This is a genomic window from Pedobacter sp. W3I1 (genome assembly GCF_030816015.1).
In the GTDB taxonomy this organism is placed as follows: domain Bacteria; phylum Bacteroidota; class Bacteroidia; order Sphingobacteriales; family Sphingobacteriaceae; genus Pedobacter.
This window is the reverse complement of record NZ_JAUSXN010000001.1, coordinates 460,428-479,799: the sequence shown is the minus strand read 5'-3', so window position 1 is coordinate 479,799 and position 19,372 is coordinate 460,428. Positions and strand designations below refer to the sequence as shown.

At 37.3% G+C, this 19,372-nt stretch carries 11 protein-coding genes; 2 read left to right on the top strand and 9 right to left on the bottom strand.

The window, feature by feature from the left end; genetic code table 11:
• Positions 1–7: 7 nt before the first annotated feature.
• Both QF042_RS02040 and QF042_RS02035 read left to right on the top strand, forming a co-directional pair.
• On the top strand, positions 8–931 hold the full coding sequence (locus tag QF042_RS02040) for an LD-carboxypeptidase (RefSeq protein ID WP_373459057.1): 924 nt from the start codon (positions 8–10) through the stop codon (positions 929–931).
• A 1-nt stretch (position 932) separates the two neighbouring features.
• Entirely contained in the window at positions 933–1,340 is a 408-nt protein-coding gene (locus QF042_RS02035) for a DoxX family protein (protein WP_307524840.1), read from the top strand.
• A gap of 73 nt (positions 1,341–1,413) precedes the next feature.
• Here the strand turns inward: QF042_RS02035 and QF042_RS02030 are convergent, their stop codons facing one another.
• The 9 genes from QF042_RS02030 to QF042_RS01990 form a co-directional block, all read right to left on the bottom strand.
• A complete protein-coding gene (locus QF042_RS02030) occupies positions 1,414–2,874 on the bottom strand; it encodes a SusD/RagB family nutrient-binding outer membrane lipoprotein (RefSeq protein ID WP_307524838.1) in 1,461 nt (486 codons plus the stop codon).
• A gap of 18 nt (positions 2,875–2,892) precedes the next feature.
• Positions 2,893–6,051, bottom strand: coding sequence for a SusC/RagA family TonB-linked outer membrane protein (locus QF042_RS02025; protein ID WP_307524835.1), 3,159 nt, complete (start codon positions 6,049–6,051; stop codon positions 2,893–2,895).
• 340 nt (positions 6,052–6,391) lie between these two features.
• Entirely contained in the window at positions 6,392–7,873 is a 1,482-nt protein-coding gene (locus QF042_RS02020; RefSeq protein WP_307524833.1) for a RagB/SusD family nutrient uptake outer membrane protein, read from the bottom strand.
• 11 nt (positions 7,874–7,884) lie between these two features.
• The gene (locus tag QF042_RS02015) at positions 7,885–11,037 is read right to left on the bottom strand and encodes a TonB-dependent receptor (protein WP_307524831.1); all 3,153 of its coding nucleotides are present in this window, start codon (positions 11,035–11,037) and stop codon (positions 7,885–7,887) included.
• Positions 11,038–11,596: 559 nt separating this feature from the next.
• A complete protein-coding gene (locus QF042_RS02010; RefSeq protein WP_307524829.1) occupies positions 11,597–12,268 on the bottom strand; it encodes a hypothetical protein in 672 nt (223 codons plus the stop codon).
• A gap of 46 nt (positions 12,269–12,314) precedes the next feature.
• On the bottom strand, positions 12,315–12,761 hold the full coding sequence (locus QF042_RS02005; protein ID WP_307524827.1) for a hypothetical protein: 447 nt from the start codon (positions 12,759–12,761) through the stop codon (positions 12,315–12,317).
• A 10-nt stretch (positions 12,762–12,771) separates the two neighbouring features.
• Entirely contained in the window at positions 12,772–14,235 is a 1,464-nt protein-coding gene (locus tag QF042_RS02000) for a RagB/SusD family nutrient uptake outer membrane protein (protein ID WP_307524826.1), read from the bottom strand.
• An 11-nt stretch (positions 14,236–14,246) separates the two neighbouring features.
• Entirely contained in the window at positions 14,247–17,288 is a 3,042-nt protein-coding gene (locus QF042_RS01995; protein ID WP_307524825.1) for a TonB-dependent receptor, read from the bottom strand.
• 592 nt (positions 17,289–17,880) lie between these two features.
• Positions 17,881–19,362, bottom strand: coding sequence for a RagB/SusD family nutrient uptake outer membrane protein (locus tag QF042_RS01990; RefSeq protein ID WP_307524823.1), 1,482 nt, complete (start codon positions 19,360–19,362; stop codon positions 17,881–17,883).
• Positions 19,363–19,372: the final 10 nt, after the last annotated feature.

The window sequence follows — 19,372 nt, the reverse complement described above, 5'->3', positions numbered from 1 at the left end:
TATTAATTTGGCAAAGATAAGTGTTTTGAAGATGATTAAGCAGCCCCCGTATTTAAAAAAAGGAGATAAGATTGCCCTGGTATGTCCGGCAAAGAAATTACCGAAACCTATACACCATGCCATAGCACAATTAGAAAGCTGGGGTTTGGAGGTTATTATTGGCGAAAGTGTATATGCCAGCCACCACCAGTTTGCCGGAACTGATGTTTTAAGAACTAAAGATGTTCAGCGTTTTTTAGATGACGCATCTATAAAAGCGATTATTTCGGGGCGTGGCGGTTATGGTACCATCAGGATTATTGATGACCTGGACTTTACGAAATTTAACCAGAACCCTAAATGGTTTGTAGGCTTCAGCGATATTACCGTTCTACTATCGCACCTGGTTGCGCAATGCAATACCCAATGTTTACACGCACAAATGCCCTATACATTTGATGAATCTACACCAGCGGCTTTACTTTCTTTACAAAAAGCGCTGTTTGGCGAAAAACAGACCTATTCTTATCAAAGCGCATTTAAAAATCGGGCAGGGGAGGCAACAGGGATTTTGATTGGTGGTAATTTGAGTTTGCTTACTATGGTACAGGGCTCGGTTTCGGAAATGGATTTTACAGATAAAATTCTCTTTTTGGAAGATGTTGGCGAGCAAGAGTATGCTATAGACCGCATGTTGCGGATGCTGAAAAGAGCGGGTAAACTAAAAACCTTAAAGGGCTTGGTTATTGGCGCTTTTAATGAAATTGAAGAAGAAAAGATTTCTTTCGGGCAAACAGCCGATGAGGTAATTTGGGATATTGTTAAAGAATACGATTTCCCGGTTTGCTTTAATTTCCCGATGGGGCATATCAACAATAACCTCAGTATGGTTTTAGGTGCCGAAGTGAACTTAAAAGTAGAAACAAACAACGTTCAATTTAAATATTTATAAGATGGCGATTTTAGATAATTTAGGAAAATACTGCAATACAGGCTTGTTGCTGCTACGCATTGGTTTAGGTGTAATGTTTATTATTCATGGTTTCCCGAAACTTGCGGGCGGCCCAGAAGGCTGGACTGGTTTAGGAGGAAGCATGAAAGTGATCGGCATAAACTTTTTACCCATATTTTGGGGTTTTATGGCCGCCGTTGCCGAAACCTTTGGTGGTTTCCTTTTAATTGTGGGGTTGTTTTTTCGTCCGGCACTAATTTTATTAATCTTTACGATGATTATAGCTGCGCTGGTTCATTTTGGCAAAGGAGATGGCTTACAAGGTGCCAGCCATGCCGTTGAATTAGGCATTGTTTTTTTAGGACTGATTTTTATTGGCCCGGGGAAATATAGCGTGGATAAGAAATAGCTTTATCTTAAAGCATAAAAAATGCCCCGAAGTGATTTTGCTTTGGGGCATTCTAATTTATGATCGTTTTTGATTATGGTCTGGTATCCCAGAACACTCTCACATTTAACCCTGGCTTTTGCTTAGCATTTGGATTTAAATCTATTTCTGATTGAGGATAATATAAAGATCTAGGCACATAAGGTACAACTGCATTTGCTGGTGGAGCAATTGCAGGATAGCCTGTTCTTCTCCAATCTGTCCATGATTCTACTATTACACCATAGCTTGCAATATACTTCTCGGTAATAATTTGAGATAGCTGTTGATCAGTTGTACCAACCAATGTTCCATTTGCAGCTAAATAGGTTGCGATGTTTGCTGTAGACACACCAGCATCGGTCATAGAGGCAGTTATACCAGCCGTAAAGAACGTTTGGGCGACACCAGGTGAATTGAACCTAAGTGCAGCTTCTGCTCTGATGAAGTTATATTCTGCAAAAGTCAGCATCCTGATCGGCGCATCGCCGGTGTATGCATTATTAGCGAAGCCTCTTAAGTAAGCATGTAGTTTAGAATAATTTTGAGATGCAGCATCACCGCTGATTGCACCTTTATACAAACCAGATCCTGCTGGAAATTGCGTAAAGTAAAATGGGCGTCTTGGATCAAGCTTATTATTCATTAAGGTTACAATCTTATCGTTAGCCACTAAATAACCTGCACGGGCTGTTTCATGTTGATCAATAGGGTTCCTCGAAGCTGCTTGGTTAACGAAAGTCATTTGAAAATTGTCAGCATTACTTGCAAACAATGGAACACCTGAGTTAATCAATTGATCTATCTGAGTCTTAGCAAAGGCTGCATTTTTTTCACTATAGTGTAAATAAATCCTAAGCTTAAGCGTATTAGCAAATTTAATCCAGTTCGCCTTAGTTGTTGCAAACGCTCCTGGATATATAGTGCTGTTTGTACCAGGCGACTTATTGGATGTAGTTGCGCTCACCTCAGCAATTCCTTGGTCTAAGAGCTTGATAAGCTCTGGATAGATCGATTCAGCTGTATCATATTTTGGTTGCGTATTTTCAGTCAATTTTTGTGTTTCAGAGAACGGAATATCTCCCCAAACATCAACAGTAACCTGATAAGCATATGCCTTTATGATTTTAGCTACTCCCGAATAATGAGGATTCCCGGTTTCATTTGCATTCTTGATAATGTTTTCCGCATCATTTAAAATCGTGGCATACATAGCAGACCAAGCATTGTTCTCATCAGATCCCTGGATTAAATATTTCTCATAAAGTTGTGTATTATTTTGAGTACCACTACTTTGCCCAGAAAACTGTTGCATAATCAACGATGTATATCTATTCACATCACTACCGGCAAAAAAGCCCATGTTAACAGTTAAAGAAGATAACTGCTGTTCGATTGGGGCAGCTAATACGGCATCAGGATCGGTGTTGATATCAAAGAATTTTTTACACGAGCTTGTTGTCAAAGCACCTATAGTTAAAAAGGCAATTATGACATTATATTTGAATTTTTTCATAAAATTTTACAATTAAAATTATAATACAATTTTAAGGTTTACACCAAAAGTTCTGGTGCTTGGCAATGAATTAAATTCAAGACCTTGAGCATTGCTTACACCAAGTGCATTTTGTTCTGGGTCGAAGTGCGGATAATTTTTAGCCCTTAAATATAAGTTACGGCCGAAAACTCCTAATTCAATACTTTTAAATATATTTTTACCTATTAAATCAGATGGCAGGCGATAGCTCAAAGAAGCTTCACGCAATCTAAACCAAGAGGTATCAAAAATGTATCCTTCTGCAGCTACATATTTACCTGTATTCCCGTAATAATCTTGTGCTCTTACATTGATGGTATTAGGCTGGCCGGCATTTGCTCCCGAGGCATAAACCCCTTCAAAAAGATAAGGTTTAGATTGAGTTACACCATCTGCTTCAAAACGTGGAAATTCCCCAGTTTCTGCCGCTACACCATTACGCTGCACATCGGCAATATTTCTTGAATATTGATCTCCGCCTTCACGAATATCTAACAAAGTGAAAAGTGAAAAACTCTTATAGGTAAAGGTATTGCTAATCCCCATTGTATATTTAGGATTCGGATTGCCAATTTTAACCACATCTGCACTCGCAAGAGGCAAACCGGTTGTTGGGCTTATCAAAAGTTTACCTTCCGCATTTCTTTGGTAAGCTGAACCATAAATTTGGCCGTATTCATCACCAGCGACAAGCCTGATATTTGGGGTAGTAAATCCTCCTAAGAAGATGTTTGCAACTCCAGGAGCAAGTTCTTCTACCACAGATTTGTATTTAGTATAATTTACACTGATATCCCATGAAAAATCGTTAGATCTAATTGGAGTTCCACCGATTAACAATTCGAATCCTTTTGTAGAAAGTTTACCAGCATTTTTAACTACCGAGGTAATACCAGATGTTGCAGAATACGGAACAGAAAGGATTACGCTTCTGGTATTTCTGGTATAATAAGTAGCATCTACCGTTAACCTGTTTCTGAAAAAACCCAATTCTGTACCAAATGAAATCTCTCTTGTAAATTCTGGAGTGATATCGGGATTTCCAGCGCCATCATTCAAGGTAAATCCGGCTAAACCATTGTAAGGGAAGTTAATCACTGCACCAGTTCCATCACTAGCAGAAGATTTATCATAATATGTTTCTGTACTGTACGCTGGTGCTCCCTTACCCACTTCTCCAATACTGGCACGCAGTTTAATTAAATTCACATAGCGATCACTTTTAAGTTCTGGAAAAGCATCTGTTGCCACAAAACTTAAAGCTGCTGCAGGATAAAAAATTGACCTGTTTGCTGGTGTTAAAGTAGAAGAATAATCGTTTCTAGCTTTTACGTTTAAAGACAGATAACCTTTATAGTCAGCTACAAAATCAGCAAAAATACCCATCAAGCGCGTTTTGCTCGAGCCAAATGCCGGGTTATAAGTTAAAGCATTTTTTAAATTATTGAAATGTGGAACCACTAGGCTATATCCGATTACCTGTGCATTGCCAACATAATTCTGATTAATCTCATTACCAAGCGTACCGCTCAAATTAAAACTTCCAAAGGTTTTGTTTGCATTAACGGTTAAATATGATGACATATTACGAACATTGTTAACCTGGTCTACAATCCCCCCCACTAATCTAGAGCTCGCTCCGGCAAAGCCTCCTCCTCTGTTTCCGATCTCATCAAATCCTTTACTCTTTAAGTTAAAGAAATCCGATCCTACTTTTAAGTCTGCATTTAACCAATCTGTAAATTTGTATTTGGCATTAACATTTCCCAAAACACGGTTAACCTCGTCGTTATATTTATTATATTTAATAGTCCAGTAAGGATGGTCCTCACCCCCAAACCATAACTGATTTCCATTAGCATCCTCGAATGGAAGGCCAGATAAATTATAAGATCTTGGTGTAAAATAAGCTCTAAATAATGGGTTAGATAATTGGTTTCCCTGTAATGTTCTGATTGAAGATGTATTTGTATACGTTATAGATGCTCCAACAGTTAATTTACTGGTAACATCAGTAGTTCCGCTAAAAGTCAAATTATTTCTCTTCAACTTATTATTGTCTATTACATAGGTTTCAGTTGAATTACCGTAAGCTATTCTAAAGGTAGACTTCTCCGTTCCTCCGCTAAAGCTTAAATTATTCTGTAAATTATAAGACTGTTTGAAGATATCTTTAACGTTATCTGGATAGGCCTGTAAAATTTCAGTTTGACCTAGGGAATTCGTAATCGTCTGTCCTGCAATTTTAGGGCCCCATGAAGTAGAAACACCACTACCCAAAACAGTAGCATTTCCAATATTTGCTTGGGTTAATAGGCCATTATTTCCCTGAGCGTACTCATTTTGGTACTCAGGAAGCCTATTTATATTACCGAGAGCGTAATTTGTTGAAAACGTAATTGTTCCTTTTTCGCCCCTTTTACCTTTTTTGGTTGTAATCAAAATTACTCCCGAGGCGCCTCTAGAACCATAAATAGATGTTGCTGCTGCATCTTTAAGCACAACAACATTTTCCACATCTTCCGGGTTAATATCAATTGCCCTGTTCGACAGCGACGGACCCGTCTGGAGAGGGGTACCACCACCACTGTTGTCAATAGGTACACCATCAACAACATATAATGGCTGGTTGCTACCGGTAAAGGTAGTCATACCACGTATAATAACGCTGGCTCCTGTAAATGCACCACCAGAACCCTGAACCCTTACACCCGGTACTTTGGCAGAAAATTGGTTAGTGATGTTAGTTGCTTTTGATGCAGTTAATACCTCTGCATCTATTTTAGTTGTAGAGTAACCAAGGCTTTTCTTATCTCTCTGTACTCCAAAAGAAGTTACCACAACTTCATTTAAACTTTTGGCATCGCTCTCCAAGATTACATTAATAGAATTGGATGAACCAATGTTTCTGCTCTGACTTAAAAAACCAATAGATGAAAATTCTATAGCCGTAGCCTGTTGAGAAATTTTAACGGCATATTTCCCGTCTGCGCCTGTTGTAGTTCCGCCAGAAGCGCCTTTAATTTTAACACTTACACCAGGAAGCGGCATTCCGTCTTCCTTGCCCGTAACTGTTCCTGTGATTGTTCGATCTTGCGCTATTGCTGAGGTGGCAATAAATAGCAATATGAACAAACTTTGTAGAAGTTTTTTCATAAAAAATAATTTAGTTCGGTTAATAATAACCCAAGATATGGTTTAGTATTTTGTAATGCAAATTTTACGATTTTAATTTTCAGTCGTCGATATATCTCAAAACGCTTTTAACAAGCAGATTAGCTTTTAGAAGATGTCATCTGGTTATAAAGAAAACGATGGCTATTATTTGAATGCATATAAAAAGGTGCCAGCCATACGATTGAATTAGTATTGCATTTTTCGGACTGATTTTTATTGGCCCGGGGAAATATAATGTGGATAAGAAATAAACGGTTACGATATAAAACAAGAAAGCCCAGCGAATCTCTTCGTTGGGCTTTCTTGCTAAGGATTAAATTTAATTCTGAACAATCAATTTATTGTTTTGAACTTCATTAGCTGATATTGGCCAGATATAACCTGCAGTATTAAATGGAATTGCAGGAGCGGTTCCTTGAGCACCACTTTTTGCAACGAAACCAGCACCCAACCTCATTACATCTGGAGACCTAAAACCTTCTCCTAGTAACTCAATTCTTCTTTCAGTTAGGATAGTGTTTTTTAAGTTCGCAGGCAATAAATCTGCTGCCGGAAATACATAACCTGGATTAGAGCGCTGTCTAACCGCAGTAAGCAATGCGATAGATCTTACTGGATCGGTTACCACCGTAGCTTCTGCTAAGTTTAATAAAACCTCAGCATATCTAATTACAGGAATATAATCTGTATATGGAGATGGTCTCTTAAATTTAGTTAAATAGGTATTAGCACCAGAAACTGTTGTTAAACTTTTTCTTGCATCAGTTGAAGCGGCAGCGAAAACAGGATTGGCCAAAATACCTGTAGGGTTTAAGAAATATTCTTCATTACCGCCCGCTTGGTTTGGTGAAACATTGTAATAATAAGCCAATTGATTCTGTGTCCCCGGCGCATCTAAATCTGCCATCGGGAAAGATAACACAGCTTCTGTAGCTGTAGCGTTACCTGTATAAGCACCACCAAATACAGTAGCAATATTAGCTTCTAACTGTAAAGGAGTGCCTGTTGTTGCTTTAAATGGTGCTGTTGCACTAACAATCTTATTTGCTTCAGTTACTACAGCAGGCAAATTGCCCATTGTCAGGTATATTCTGGTTTTAAAGGCAATTGCGGTATTCCTGGAAGCTCGTATGGATGTTGCTGTTGTTGGCAATGTTAATGCCAAGTCTGGCTCTGCTTCATTTAAATCTTTTAAAATCTGCGTATACACCTCCGCAACAGTGCTTCTCTTTAAGTCGTTACCAGTTAGATCCTTTTCACCTTTAAGCCTCAAGGGTACACCCAGGCTGGCACCATTATCCGTAATATAGGGTTTGGCATATAATTGTAATGCACTATAATAACATAAAGCCCTCAAAAACTTAGCTTCTGCAATATATTGTTTCGCTATTGCGGGGCTAAGTAAAGAGGCATTAGCATTTACGCCTTCAATAACAAGATTAGCCCTGTTTATTGCAGCATAAATTGCGCCCCATAAATTAACAACCTCATTGGTATTCGAAGTTAAATTGAATCTCCAGGTATCTAAACCTGTTACCCCATTGGGTTTATTTACCACAAAGTCCTCGCCACGGATATCGTTATAGATTAAATACCTTCCACCATAAAACTGGCCACTTTTTACACCTGCATATATACCATTTACCTGCGACAAAATCCTATCCGGATTGGCAAATGCATCTTCAATTGGTAAAGATGTATCTGGAGCTGTGGTTAAGAAATCCTTTTTACATGATGACGCAAAGAGCAAAGGAGCGGCTATAAAAAGGTATTTTATTTTATTATTTATTTTAATTTTCATGATCTCTAAGTTTAAAATCCAACATTAATACCAAAAGTAAATGTTCTACCAGATGGCACAGAGTTTCTATCTACGCCCGGCGCCAGGTTACCGCTATTTCCGGTTGTAGTGGAGTTTCCGTTTACAGAAACCTCTGGATCTGGCCCCGGATAATCAGATATAATCCAAAGGTTGCTAGATTGCGCATAAAGCCTAACGTTCGAAATGCCATATTTACCTAAAAGTGTTTTTGGGAGCGTATAACCCAAAGCTAGATTCCTTACTTTCAAGAAATTACCAGAGAAAACATTCTGTGATTGTGCAAAAGCAGATCCATTTGAAGTATTATCACCATAAACGACACGTGGTATGTCTGTAATCTGACCTGGTGTAGTCCATCTATTTAACATTCCTGCATCGTTATTCCAAAAACGTTGATCACGAAGACCAGCTTGTGATCCATAGTAAATTTTGTTCCCGCCTGAGAATGTTAAGCCTAAACTTAAATCAAAAGCTTTATAGCGGAAATTATTATCTAAACCGCCGAACCATTTTGGTATTGATTGTCCAGTGATTGTGGCATCTAATGCTGCATCAATTGCAGTGGCATTTTGACCTGCCTTAGGACCATCAAGGTATTGATAACGGGCAGCTGTTGCTCTTTGGAAACTGAATCTCAATTTTTCACCATTTCTATTGATAAAAATTCTTTCTCCAGTTGCCGGATCGACCCCAGCGGTTTGTACCGTATAAATTGATCCGATTGGATAACCAACGCGGGTAATGTTTGCGGTTTCTAAAGAGGTGGCGCCAAAAAGATCTGCATTGTTATTACCCAAAGCAGTCACCTCGTTTTTCAATGTACTGAAAGTAAAACTGGTTGTCCAACCGAAATCATCACCATCAAAATTCCTTGAATTTAATGTAAATTCAAGCCCCTTGTTGTACATTTTACCAACATTGGTTGTGATTGCATTTCCCGGAACACCCTTTGAAGGCGCCTGAGGTGCGTTCTGAACCAGGTTATCGATGTCGTTGTGATAATAATCTACGTCTAATGAGAAACGTCCGCTTAAAAATTCTAAATTGATTCCAATATCGGCTTTTTTACTAGTCTCCCACCTTAAGTCAGGATTACCTGCCTGTGAAAAAGACAGTGCTGGTGAAGAACCATATAAGCCTGGATTGTATAAGAACAAGGCTGGGTAATTACCAATGTTAATATTTCCAACCTCGCCATAACTTCCGTGTAATTTGATCCGTGTTAAGACTTTACTGATACCAAGGTCTTTATAGAAATTTTCTTCTGAAATGGCATAACCTACTGATGCGCCCCCGAAATTACCATATTTATTCCCAGCTGATAATCCGGAGTAGCCATCACGCCTGAAAGATCCGGTTAAATAATATTTCTTTTTATAATCGTAATTGACACTACCAAAGTAAGAGCGGAAAGCGTTATCTCCCTGCACTAACCCAGCAGGTGTAATGGCGCCAAATGCTCCCTGAAAAACTTCAATGAAAGGATCAATTACCCCTTGTCTGGTTGCACCATAACCAAGCGATTTAGTATACTGGTCTTCAGCGCCGATAAATGCACCCAAAGTATGATCACCAAATACACCATTATAACTTAACGTGTTAGACCAATTCCATCTGCTATTTTTAACAAAATTACTTGTAGCACCACCGCCATAAGAAAACCCATCGCCCTGTAAACGGTTAACAAATGAGTTGTTATCGATTTTAAGATTGTCTAAACCATAAGTGGTTTTAAAGGTTAAGCCTTTTACTATCTGGATTGATGCATAAGCATTTGCTATAATACGGTCGCTTTCTGATGTATTTTTATCTTCGTTTACCAACACAGCTGCATTTGGATAATTTGATGCGATGGTATTTGCACCTAAACCAACAGAGCCTGCCGGCGCATTTACATTATAAGAACCGTCCTCATTATATGCCGCTACATTTGGAGGCAATACTATGGCCAACCTGCCCAAACCTACAGTTGAAAAAGCCTGTCCAGGCAAAGAACCTGTATTGGGCGCACGGTTTAAAGTATTACTGTATGAAAAGTTTGTTCCAATGGTTACGTTTTTAAATAATTTATGATCAATATTTACACGGCCATTTTTCCTTTCAAAAGAGTTTCCAATGATAAAACCTTCTTGATTACTATACCCTAATGATACATAATATGAAGTTTTTTCGTTTGCTCCTGAGAAGTTTAAAGCATGGTTTTGAGATGTAGCTGTCCTATAAGCGTAATCATACCAATTGGTTTCTACCTGAGAGCCATCTGATTTTGTTTGTAGAAAGAATGCTGGCGCCTGGCCATTATTTGTTCTTGCTTCATTTTTGATCAGAACATACTCGGCGGCATTTAATAATGGTGTAAGGTTTTGAGCTTTTGTAGTTCCTACCCAACCCTCATAATTAATTTTAGTTACTCCTTGTTTACCCTTTTTAGTAGTAATCACTACAACACCATTAGCTGCTCTGGAGCCATAAATTGCAGATGAAGCCGCATCTTTTAAGATGTCGATCGATTCGATATCGGCAGGGTTGATGTCTCCCAATGCATTACCTGCCGCACTGTTTGCCGATTGATCGCCCGTAAATACTGGAATACCATCAACAATAATTAATGGATAAGAACTTAAAGAGATGGAGTTAAAACCACGCACCCTGAAAACCGGAGGATTATTTAAAACCCCATTTGGCTGAATGATGTTTACACCTGCCGCTTTACCTGCAAGTGCTTGCTCAAAACTCTGTACAGGTTGATTTTTAAGTTTTTCGCCGCTTACACTTGCGATTGAGCCGGTAACATCTCTCTTTGATTGTGTAGTATAACCTGTTACGACTACATCAGATAATGTTTTAGAATCGCTTTTTAACTGTACATTAACCACATTACTACCGCCAATAGCTTTGGTTTGGCTTAAGAAACCGATATAGGAGAATTCCAGTGCGGTTGCTTGATTGTTGACTTTAAGTGAATACCTACCATCTGCACCAGTTGTGGTTCCGCCTGATGCACCTTTGATTTTTACACTTACACCAGGGAGGGGTAATCCATCTTCCTGAGCTGTAACTGTTCCAGTGATTGTTCGATCTTGCGCTATTGCTGAGGTGGCAATAAATAGCAATATGAACAAACTTTGTAGAAGTTTTTTCATAAAAATAATTTAGTTTAGTTAATAATAATCCAAGATATGATTTAGTATTTTGTAATGCAAATTTTACAATTTTATATTTGCATTATTCAATAAAATCAATGCCCTTATAAAGAAGCGATTAGCCCCGTACAGTCAAAAAACTGTTTTTTTAAAAATTTTAAAGAAATAATATTGCTAATTGAATAGATAAAATATGTTATCGTGAATTACAACTGAGGTGGTTCTGTCAATTGTAATCTTATTTCAACACATAAATCTGAAAAAGATGACAGGTCATTCCGGATGATAGGGATTTTTGTAGCAATTCGATCGTAATTTATTGCAAAATTTGCAATAAACGAACATACGGACGAACTCCGTAGAAGTTTTTTCATAAAAAATTTTAGTTTAGTTAATAATTCTCTAATATTAACTAAAATAAACCTTAAAAGCAATAAAATATAGAACAAAACAAAGAAATGATATGCTTTTTCAAGAAAAAACTGATAAAAATATTTTAAATTTAAAAAAATCTTCCTCCAATAAAATATCATATAAAAAGGAGCACTAACAATATTAGTTATTCTTTGACAATTGAAGAATAAAAGGTTAAGAATTTGATCAGATCCAGATCCTTCTTTAAATCGAGCTTGTTTTCCTTAATATAACTACTTAACTCTTCCTTTTTTGTTAACACATTTATAATAGATTTAGCATCTCTCTTAACCTGAATAATGTTCTGCGAACGATCTATCAGGAAATAAAGGGGGCTCGTTGTAATTTTCTTTATTATGGTAGCGGCATTGTACTCACGATCTTCTATAATGTTTTTGATGTTCTTCTTTAAAAATTTAATATCTCCATCATAAATAACCTGGAAGTACGATTTCCCTGTAGTTTTAGAACTTGGCTTAAACCCACTTCTGAATATTGCTGGCATTCCCTGACTATCAAGTAAACTGAATTCTGTAATCTGAACTACAAAAGTATAAACCTCTTCTTTCAATAAGTAAACAGGTACATCTTCAACTTCATCATATTTTAAAAGATAAGCATCGTTTTTTTTGCCGCCAGCAGATTTAACATACCCTTTAGACCAATTTTCATTAAAGTAAATATCGCCTTTTACCTCAGCGTATTTATTTTGAATTAGTGGTCTACCTGTAATATCCTGAACAATCTGTGCCCGTAATGTACCAAATGGCGCTAGATAAATAGCGAAGAGTATGAGATGCTTTAATTTATTAATCATGCAATGTTGATTTTAAAAAAAGGGAGGAAAAAATTCCTCCCTTTTTTTATTGAGTAATAGTGAGCGTATATGTTTTATAGTTTGCACTTGCTGCAATGTTACCATTACCTAATAGGTTAAGCACCACTGTTCTTGTTCCCGTAGCAATATTAGCGGGAATAGCAGTAATCGTAATATTAGCAGAACTACTATTTGCAGGAATAATTACTTTGCCTGTAGTACCACTTAAACTAAAGTGGGTACCGGTCGTGCCCGTGCTGGTAGTAGCCACCTCGTATATAATTTCAGTATCAACAGATTGCTGATGCCCCACTAACTGTATGGTTGCTACTGCAGTACCTGGTGCCGCTGGAGTTCCTTTTTTAACTGTTGCAGTTAAGGGAACAAATTCTACAACATCCGGTCCGCTGTAAAGATTATCTCTGTTCTTCATGCAAGAAACTGAAGAGATACTGATTAAGCTTAATAACAATAAATATATTTTCGATTTCATAATTGTAGTATTAATATCCGAAGTTTTGAGTAATATTAGGATTATTTTGAACTTCTGTTAGCGGTATTCTAGCTAACAACCTAAAGTCTGTGTATGGAATTGTAGAGTTAGGGGTTGCATTTGCAGGCAGGGTAGTAGTAGATTTGTTGATTGCCGAACCTGTTCTCAATAAATCCCAATATCTGAAGCCTTCGTAAGCCAATTCAATTCTTCTTTCTTTAAGAATTGCATCTAAAGTTACAGGTGTAGGGGTTAAACCAGCTCTTAATCTAATTTTATCTAAATCTGCTTGAGGTGTAGCACCAATTGCAGAGCCATTTCTAAAATTAGCTTCTGCTCTGGTTAAGTACATTTCACTTACTCTTATCAGTTTAATGTTATCGTATTGAGGCCCTTTTGCAGCTGGATATTTTTGGTTCCAAAGAATTGGCTCAGAACCTTTCGTAATTGCAAACAATAAATCTTTACGTACATCACCTGTTTCATAAGCAGCAACCAGGTTTGCTTGAGGGGCGGCATCACCATAACCAGCTCCACCAATAGACGGGGGCAAACCAACATTGCTTCTGGTATAAAAAGAGCTTAAACCATCAGAACCAGCACTTTCCGTAACCTCAAAGTTCAATTCAAATATTGATTCAGGAGAGCTTGGCGAAGTAAAAATGGTTGCATAAGCAGCAGATTTTAATGCTGGTGTAACTGCAGTAGCCGGATCTACAAAAGTACCTACACCAGAAGTAAGCGCAGTATTAGCAAAAGTAGCTGCATCAGCCCAATCGCCATTAAATAAAGCAACACGTGCCCTTAAAGCATTCGCAGCAGCTAGGCTTACTCTTTTGGGGGCAAAGGTATTGTCTAATAATCCAAGAGCTGTGTTAAGATCTTTTTTAATTTGAGCATAAACCTCCGTAACCGTATTTCTTGAGGGATATTTAATATCCGCCGGATAGTTTTCGACAAAATCAAGCGTAATCGGCACGCCTAAGCTTCTACCAGAAACAATTTGTTGCGGATTATAACCATAGCTTTTTACCAAATCGAAATAAGCCAAAGCACGAATAAAATAAGCTTCGCCCTGAAGTTGTTTCTTTCTCAATGGGGTTAAGCCAGTAACCAATTCAGAATATTTAATTACACCATTTGCCCGATTGATGATGCCATAACCTGCAGACCATAAATCTACTGTTGCAGCAATAGTATTATTAGACTCTGATACGAATCGGTTAGAGTTGGTATTCACGATACGCATATTATCCGATAATAGTTCCGGAACGACAATATAGTTACGTCCATAATAACCAGTGGCCTGTAAAGATTCGTACAAACTGTTAACCAAACCCTCAATACCTGCAGCTTCTTGTAAAGCAACTGAAGATGAGATAGAGTTTTTAGGTTCTGTTTGTAGTGTTTTTTTGCAAGATGATGTAGCCATTAAAGCAGCAGCCATCATAAAGATTATATATCTATTTTTCATTACTATTATTATTAAAATCCAACATTTATACCAACAGTGTAGTTCTTAAACTGAGGATACTGACCAAAATCACCGCTTGTATTTACAAATTCAGGGTCAACACCTTGGTATTTAGTAATTGTCCAAAGGTTTAAACCTTGTGCATATACCCTAACAGAGCGAAGTTTTAATGACGATAACCACTGTTTTGGTAAATCGTAACCTAAACTAATAGTTTTTAAGCGAATGTAAGATCCATCTTCATAGAAACGATCTGACGTTGCATAAGATGATGAATGATTAATACCGCCGATGTTCAATACTGTTCCACCAAAATAAGGCTTAGGAATACCAGTAAACTGACCTGGTGTTGTCCAACGATCTAAGTTGCTAACGTATTGGTTTCTATCTACAGTTGAACCCGAACGTTCGAAGAAGAATTTATCTTGATTTAATACCAAATTACCATAGCTAAATTGGAAGAAAGCGCTTAACGAGATACCTTTGTAGTTGATTGTATTAGTTAAACCTCCAGTATATTTAGGGTTTAAATCGCCTATGTAACTTCTATCTGTTGATGGGTTTTGGGTATAGGTAATGTTACCATTTCCATCATACCACATTGCTCTACCGTCAGCAGGGTTAACACCAGCAGAAGTATAGGTATAAACAGAGTTAATAGGACGATCAACTGCGATACCAAAGTTACCCCCTAATAAAGTTTGTCCATCTAACAACGCAAGGATCTTATTTCTGTTTAACGCAATGTTTGCATCCGTTCTCCAAGAGAAGTTATCCGTTTTAATGTTCAAAGTAGACAATTCAAACTCAAAGCCTCTATTGCGCATTTTACCTACATTTTGTCTGATAGTACTAAAGCCAGAAGTTAACGGAAGTGGTTGATCTAATAATAAATTCGAGTTTATCTTGTTGTAATACCCGATTGTACCACTAATACGATCTTTAAATAAGTTAAATTCTAATGCAACATCAAGTGTTGTTGCCCGCTCCCAAGCCAATAATGGATTAGCCAAGTTTGATGGCGCCAAACCAGAACCTAATGTAGATCCTGTACCAGAAGTTACATAATCTCCTGATTTTGCATAAAGCGCTCTGGAATCAAAATTCCCAATAGCTTGATTACCTGTAGTACCATAACTTGCTCTCAATTTTAAATCAGAGATAAAGCTTACATCTTTCATAAAATCCTCTTGGGAGATACGATAAGAAACCGCTCCTGCAGGGAACCATCCAAAAGTATGCTCATTACCAAATCTAGATGAACCATCATATCTTACCGTTCCAGACAAGTAATATTTACTCATATAATTGTAATCAGCTTTAGCAAAATATCCTGCAGTTCTGAAAGTGGTATAAGAACCAGTGGTAGTTGTAGGTGTACTTCCAGATGAAACCTGAGTAAATTGATAAGAAGGGAAACCTTGTGAAGCAGCCAAAGAGTAAGTACGAACTTCACTACGATAGTTAAAACCAACTATTACATTCAAGTTGTGTACCCCGGCAAATGTTTTAGTATAGTTTAAAGTTTGATCAGTTTGGAAGTTTGTGTTCCTTGTATTTCCAGCAGAAGCAGATCCATTTACAGATCTCCCATCGCCAAAACGGGGATCGTTAAACGTATTTTCAACAATTTCCAAATAATCCACACCATAGCTAGATCTGAAATTTAAATCGTTAAAGATTTTGTACTTGGCAAAGCCGCTTCCAGTAAATTGGTTGGTAGTTGCTTTCTGCAAGTTAATTGATGCAATTTGAAGTACGTTATAACTATCATACGCCCCAGGCAAATTAGTATTATAACTGCCATCAGGGTTGTAGATTGCATTATTTGGAGATTGCAATTGGGCTGTTCTACTAATGTTAGCAAACGCACCAGCACCAGATGTTGTATTCTGTGTAATTGTACTCAGGTTCATCGAGGTAGAAAAATCTAATCTGTCGGTTGCTTTGTGATCTAAATTAACTTTGATACTTCCTCTAGAAAAATCAGTTCCGATCACCTGTCCTTTTTGTGTGCTGTAATTTCCGCCTAAATAGAATTGGGTTTTCTCATTACCTCCCCGCGCATTTACATCGTAATTTTGGGTACGGCCCTTTTGAGAAACTGCATCTAGCCAATCGTAAGTTGGCACATTATCAATAGAACCAAAAGGTGTTACATAAGTGTTGTAAAAGCTGGTGTACTGAGTTGATGTTGCACCATAACGGTTTGCATAAGCTTCTAAAGATAACTGGATCCATTGAGGAGAATTTAAAAGCTTAGGTTTCGAGATAAAATCATTATAACCAATATAAGAACTTACATTGATTTGGGTTTTACCATTCTTACCTCTTTTAGTAGTAATAATTACAACACCATTCGCACCAGAAGCACCATAAATTGCAGCGGCAGACGCATCTTTTAATACGGTTAAAGATTCAATATCATCTGGATTTAAAGCGCTCAGTGCATTTGCACTTGTAGTGGAACTTGTAAAATCGCCAGAGTTTACCTGAACACCATCAACAACGTATAATGGACTATTCCCTGCGTTAATTGAACCAATACCACGGATACGAACATTGATCGCTGCACCTGGAATACCGCTTGTTGATGTTACTTGAACACCAGCAAGTTTTCCTTGCATTGCTCTATCTACACTTTGAACTGGCATGTTTTCGATATCCTTTCCAGAAATTGTACTGGTAGAACCCGTTACATCCTTTTTGGCTTGTCTTAATCCGAAACCTGTTACCACGACCTCTTCTAATAGTTTAGAGTCATCGTCTAAAGTGATATTTAAGACATTAGATCCTCCGATAGATACTGTTTTAGCAGCATATCCAATTGAAGAAAACAAGAGTGTTTTTACATCAGATGTTACCTTAATGGTATACTGACCATCAGCTCCAGTTACTGCTGCACCTTGCGCGCCAACCAGTTTTACACTTACTCCAGGGATAGGCTGTCCATCTCCTTTACTTGTAACTGTACCTGTAATTGTTCGATTTTGTGCCATTGCACTTACGGCAATAAACATCAATACAAACAAACTTTGTAGAAGTTTTTTCATGAAATTTAAGTTAGTTAATGATATAGTTATTTGAAGCACTAAATATAACGGACATAACTAACATTTTAACAAATTTTAACAAAACAAACCTGTATAATGACTTTATTTTGACAATATTTTTGTCTGATTAAAAAGGCGTATTTGGGAGAATTTTCCACAAAATGTAGAATATTATGAACGATATAATCGTATTTTATCTTAAAAATAGCCCAAAATTGCCATTTATGAGCCACACGCAACACAACAATAGTTTAAAAAAACTGTGCCAAAAAATCATTTTCATGCAAACATTTTACACATTAAGGACTGTTAAAAAAACAAAATCTTCTATCGCAAACATCTCTTTGTTACCAAGTAGTATATAGTGTAAGAGTATTTTTTATCATTATATAGATTAATACTCTTGCAAAAATTAAAATAAAAAAGCGATATCATGGTTTAGTATGATATCGCTAAATCTCAAATAACATACAAAAGATGGTTTAACCAAAACAATCTGTCTTCTAGCTTATTTTTGCGTATTTAAACCAAAAAAGCCAACTTTCTTTTGAAAGTTGGCTTTTTTATCTTAATTTAATTGTATTTTAAACCACTATTTGTTCAGGTTAGGATTATTAATCACCTCTGCTTGTGGTATAGGGAAAGTTAATTCATCAGCATCATAAGCAAATGTATTTCCGGCAAAGAACAAATGATTTGTTCCTCTTGTAATTGAATGCTTATTACGTTTCATAGCTAAATAAACTTTTCCTTCTCCCCAAAGCTCAATACGCGTCTGCTTGTAAATTTCTTCTTTTAAAGCTGCGCCACTCAATGCATCAATAAAGTTGGGGTTAGCAACACGCTCTGTTAATAGTTTTTTGAGTTCAGTTCTGGCAGGTGCATCCTGATTTAATCTGGCTTTTGCCTCTGCATTTAAAAGGATCATTTCTTCAACACGCATATATACGTAGTCGGTAATCACTGTTCTTTGGCCACCTTCGATTCTTGCTGGATCAAAGAACTTTCCGGTTGGCAAAAGCCCACCGTAATCCGCGTTATCATCAAACTGTGCTTTACGGGCATCATCTGCTGGGATAGAAGCGTATAATTTATCATCGATAAATTTAGGATCTCCTGCCCACGCATAGCTGTAGGTGAAGATATCAATTTGGCCCCACCAGGAAACAAGATCAAGGTTACTAGAAATCTGAAGATCAGCTCCCCACATCCAGTTAGCACTATTTGGTAGATTGTTAAATCCATCAGTAGTTACATTTGCCTTCGCCAAAACCGGGAATTTAGGAATAATCTGGTCTGTTAACGATACCACTTGTGCTAAGTCTGATGTTGTTCCTCTTGCTGCATAAACATAAGCCAATAAGCCTTTGGCAACATCTGCATTTATTTCACCTTTACTGCTTCTGCCATAATCAGCTAACAATGTGGCTGCATCCGTTAAATCTTTAATCATCTGATCAAAAATTACTGCAGAAGTAACTAGTGGTTGATTAGTTGTTTTAGCGTCGGTATAAAGGGGTAGAATCTTTTCAGATCCTGTTCCAAAACCTTGTGGTGCATAAAACTGAGTTAGATAAAAGTAGGCATACGCTCTCATGGCTTTTGCCTGCCCCATACTATATGCTAAGGTTTTATTGGTAAATGTTGCATTGTTACCACCCAATACATCTATTAAAGAGTTTGCTCCAAAAATGATTTTATAATAATAACGCCATGGAATATACGCAGCATTCTGAGTAAAATCTTTTGTAGCCTGATACCTGACCACTGTGCTATACCAACCGTAATTAAGTGATCCAAGTGCCATATCTGAAGCTAACATATCAGAAAAGATATCATATCCCTTTTGACCAAAATCATCATGACCAGTTGTACCACCTGTTCCGGTATTATACATACTGGAGTATAAACCCCTTGTATATGCATTTAATACTGATGGATCTCTTAAGGCTTCTTCACTAATTTGTTCTGGAGAAACTTTTTCACTTGGTCTTTCATCCAAGAAACTTTTTTTACATCCACTTGCAAACACCAGAAGTGCAAATGCGATATATATATATTTAGTATTTTTCATTTTGATAAGT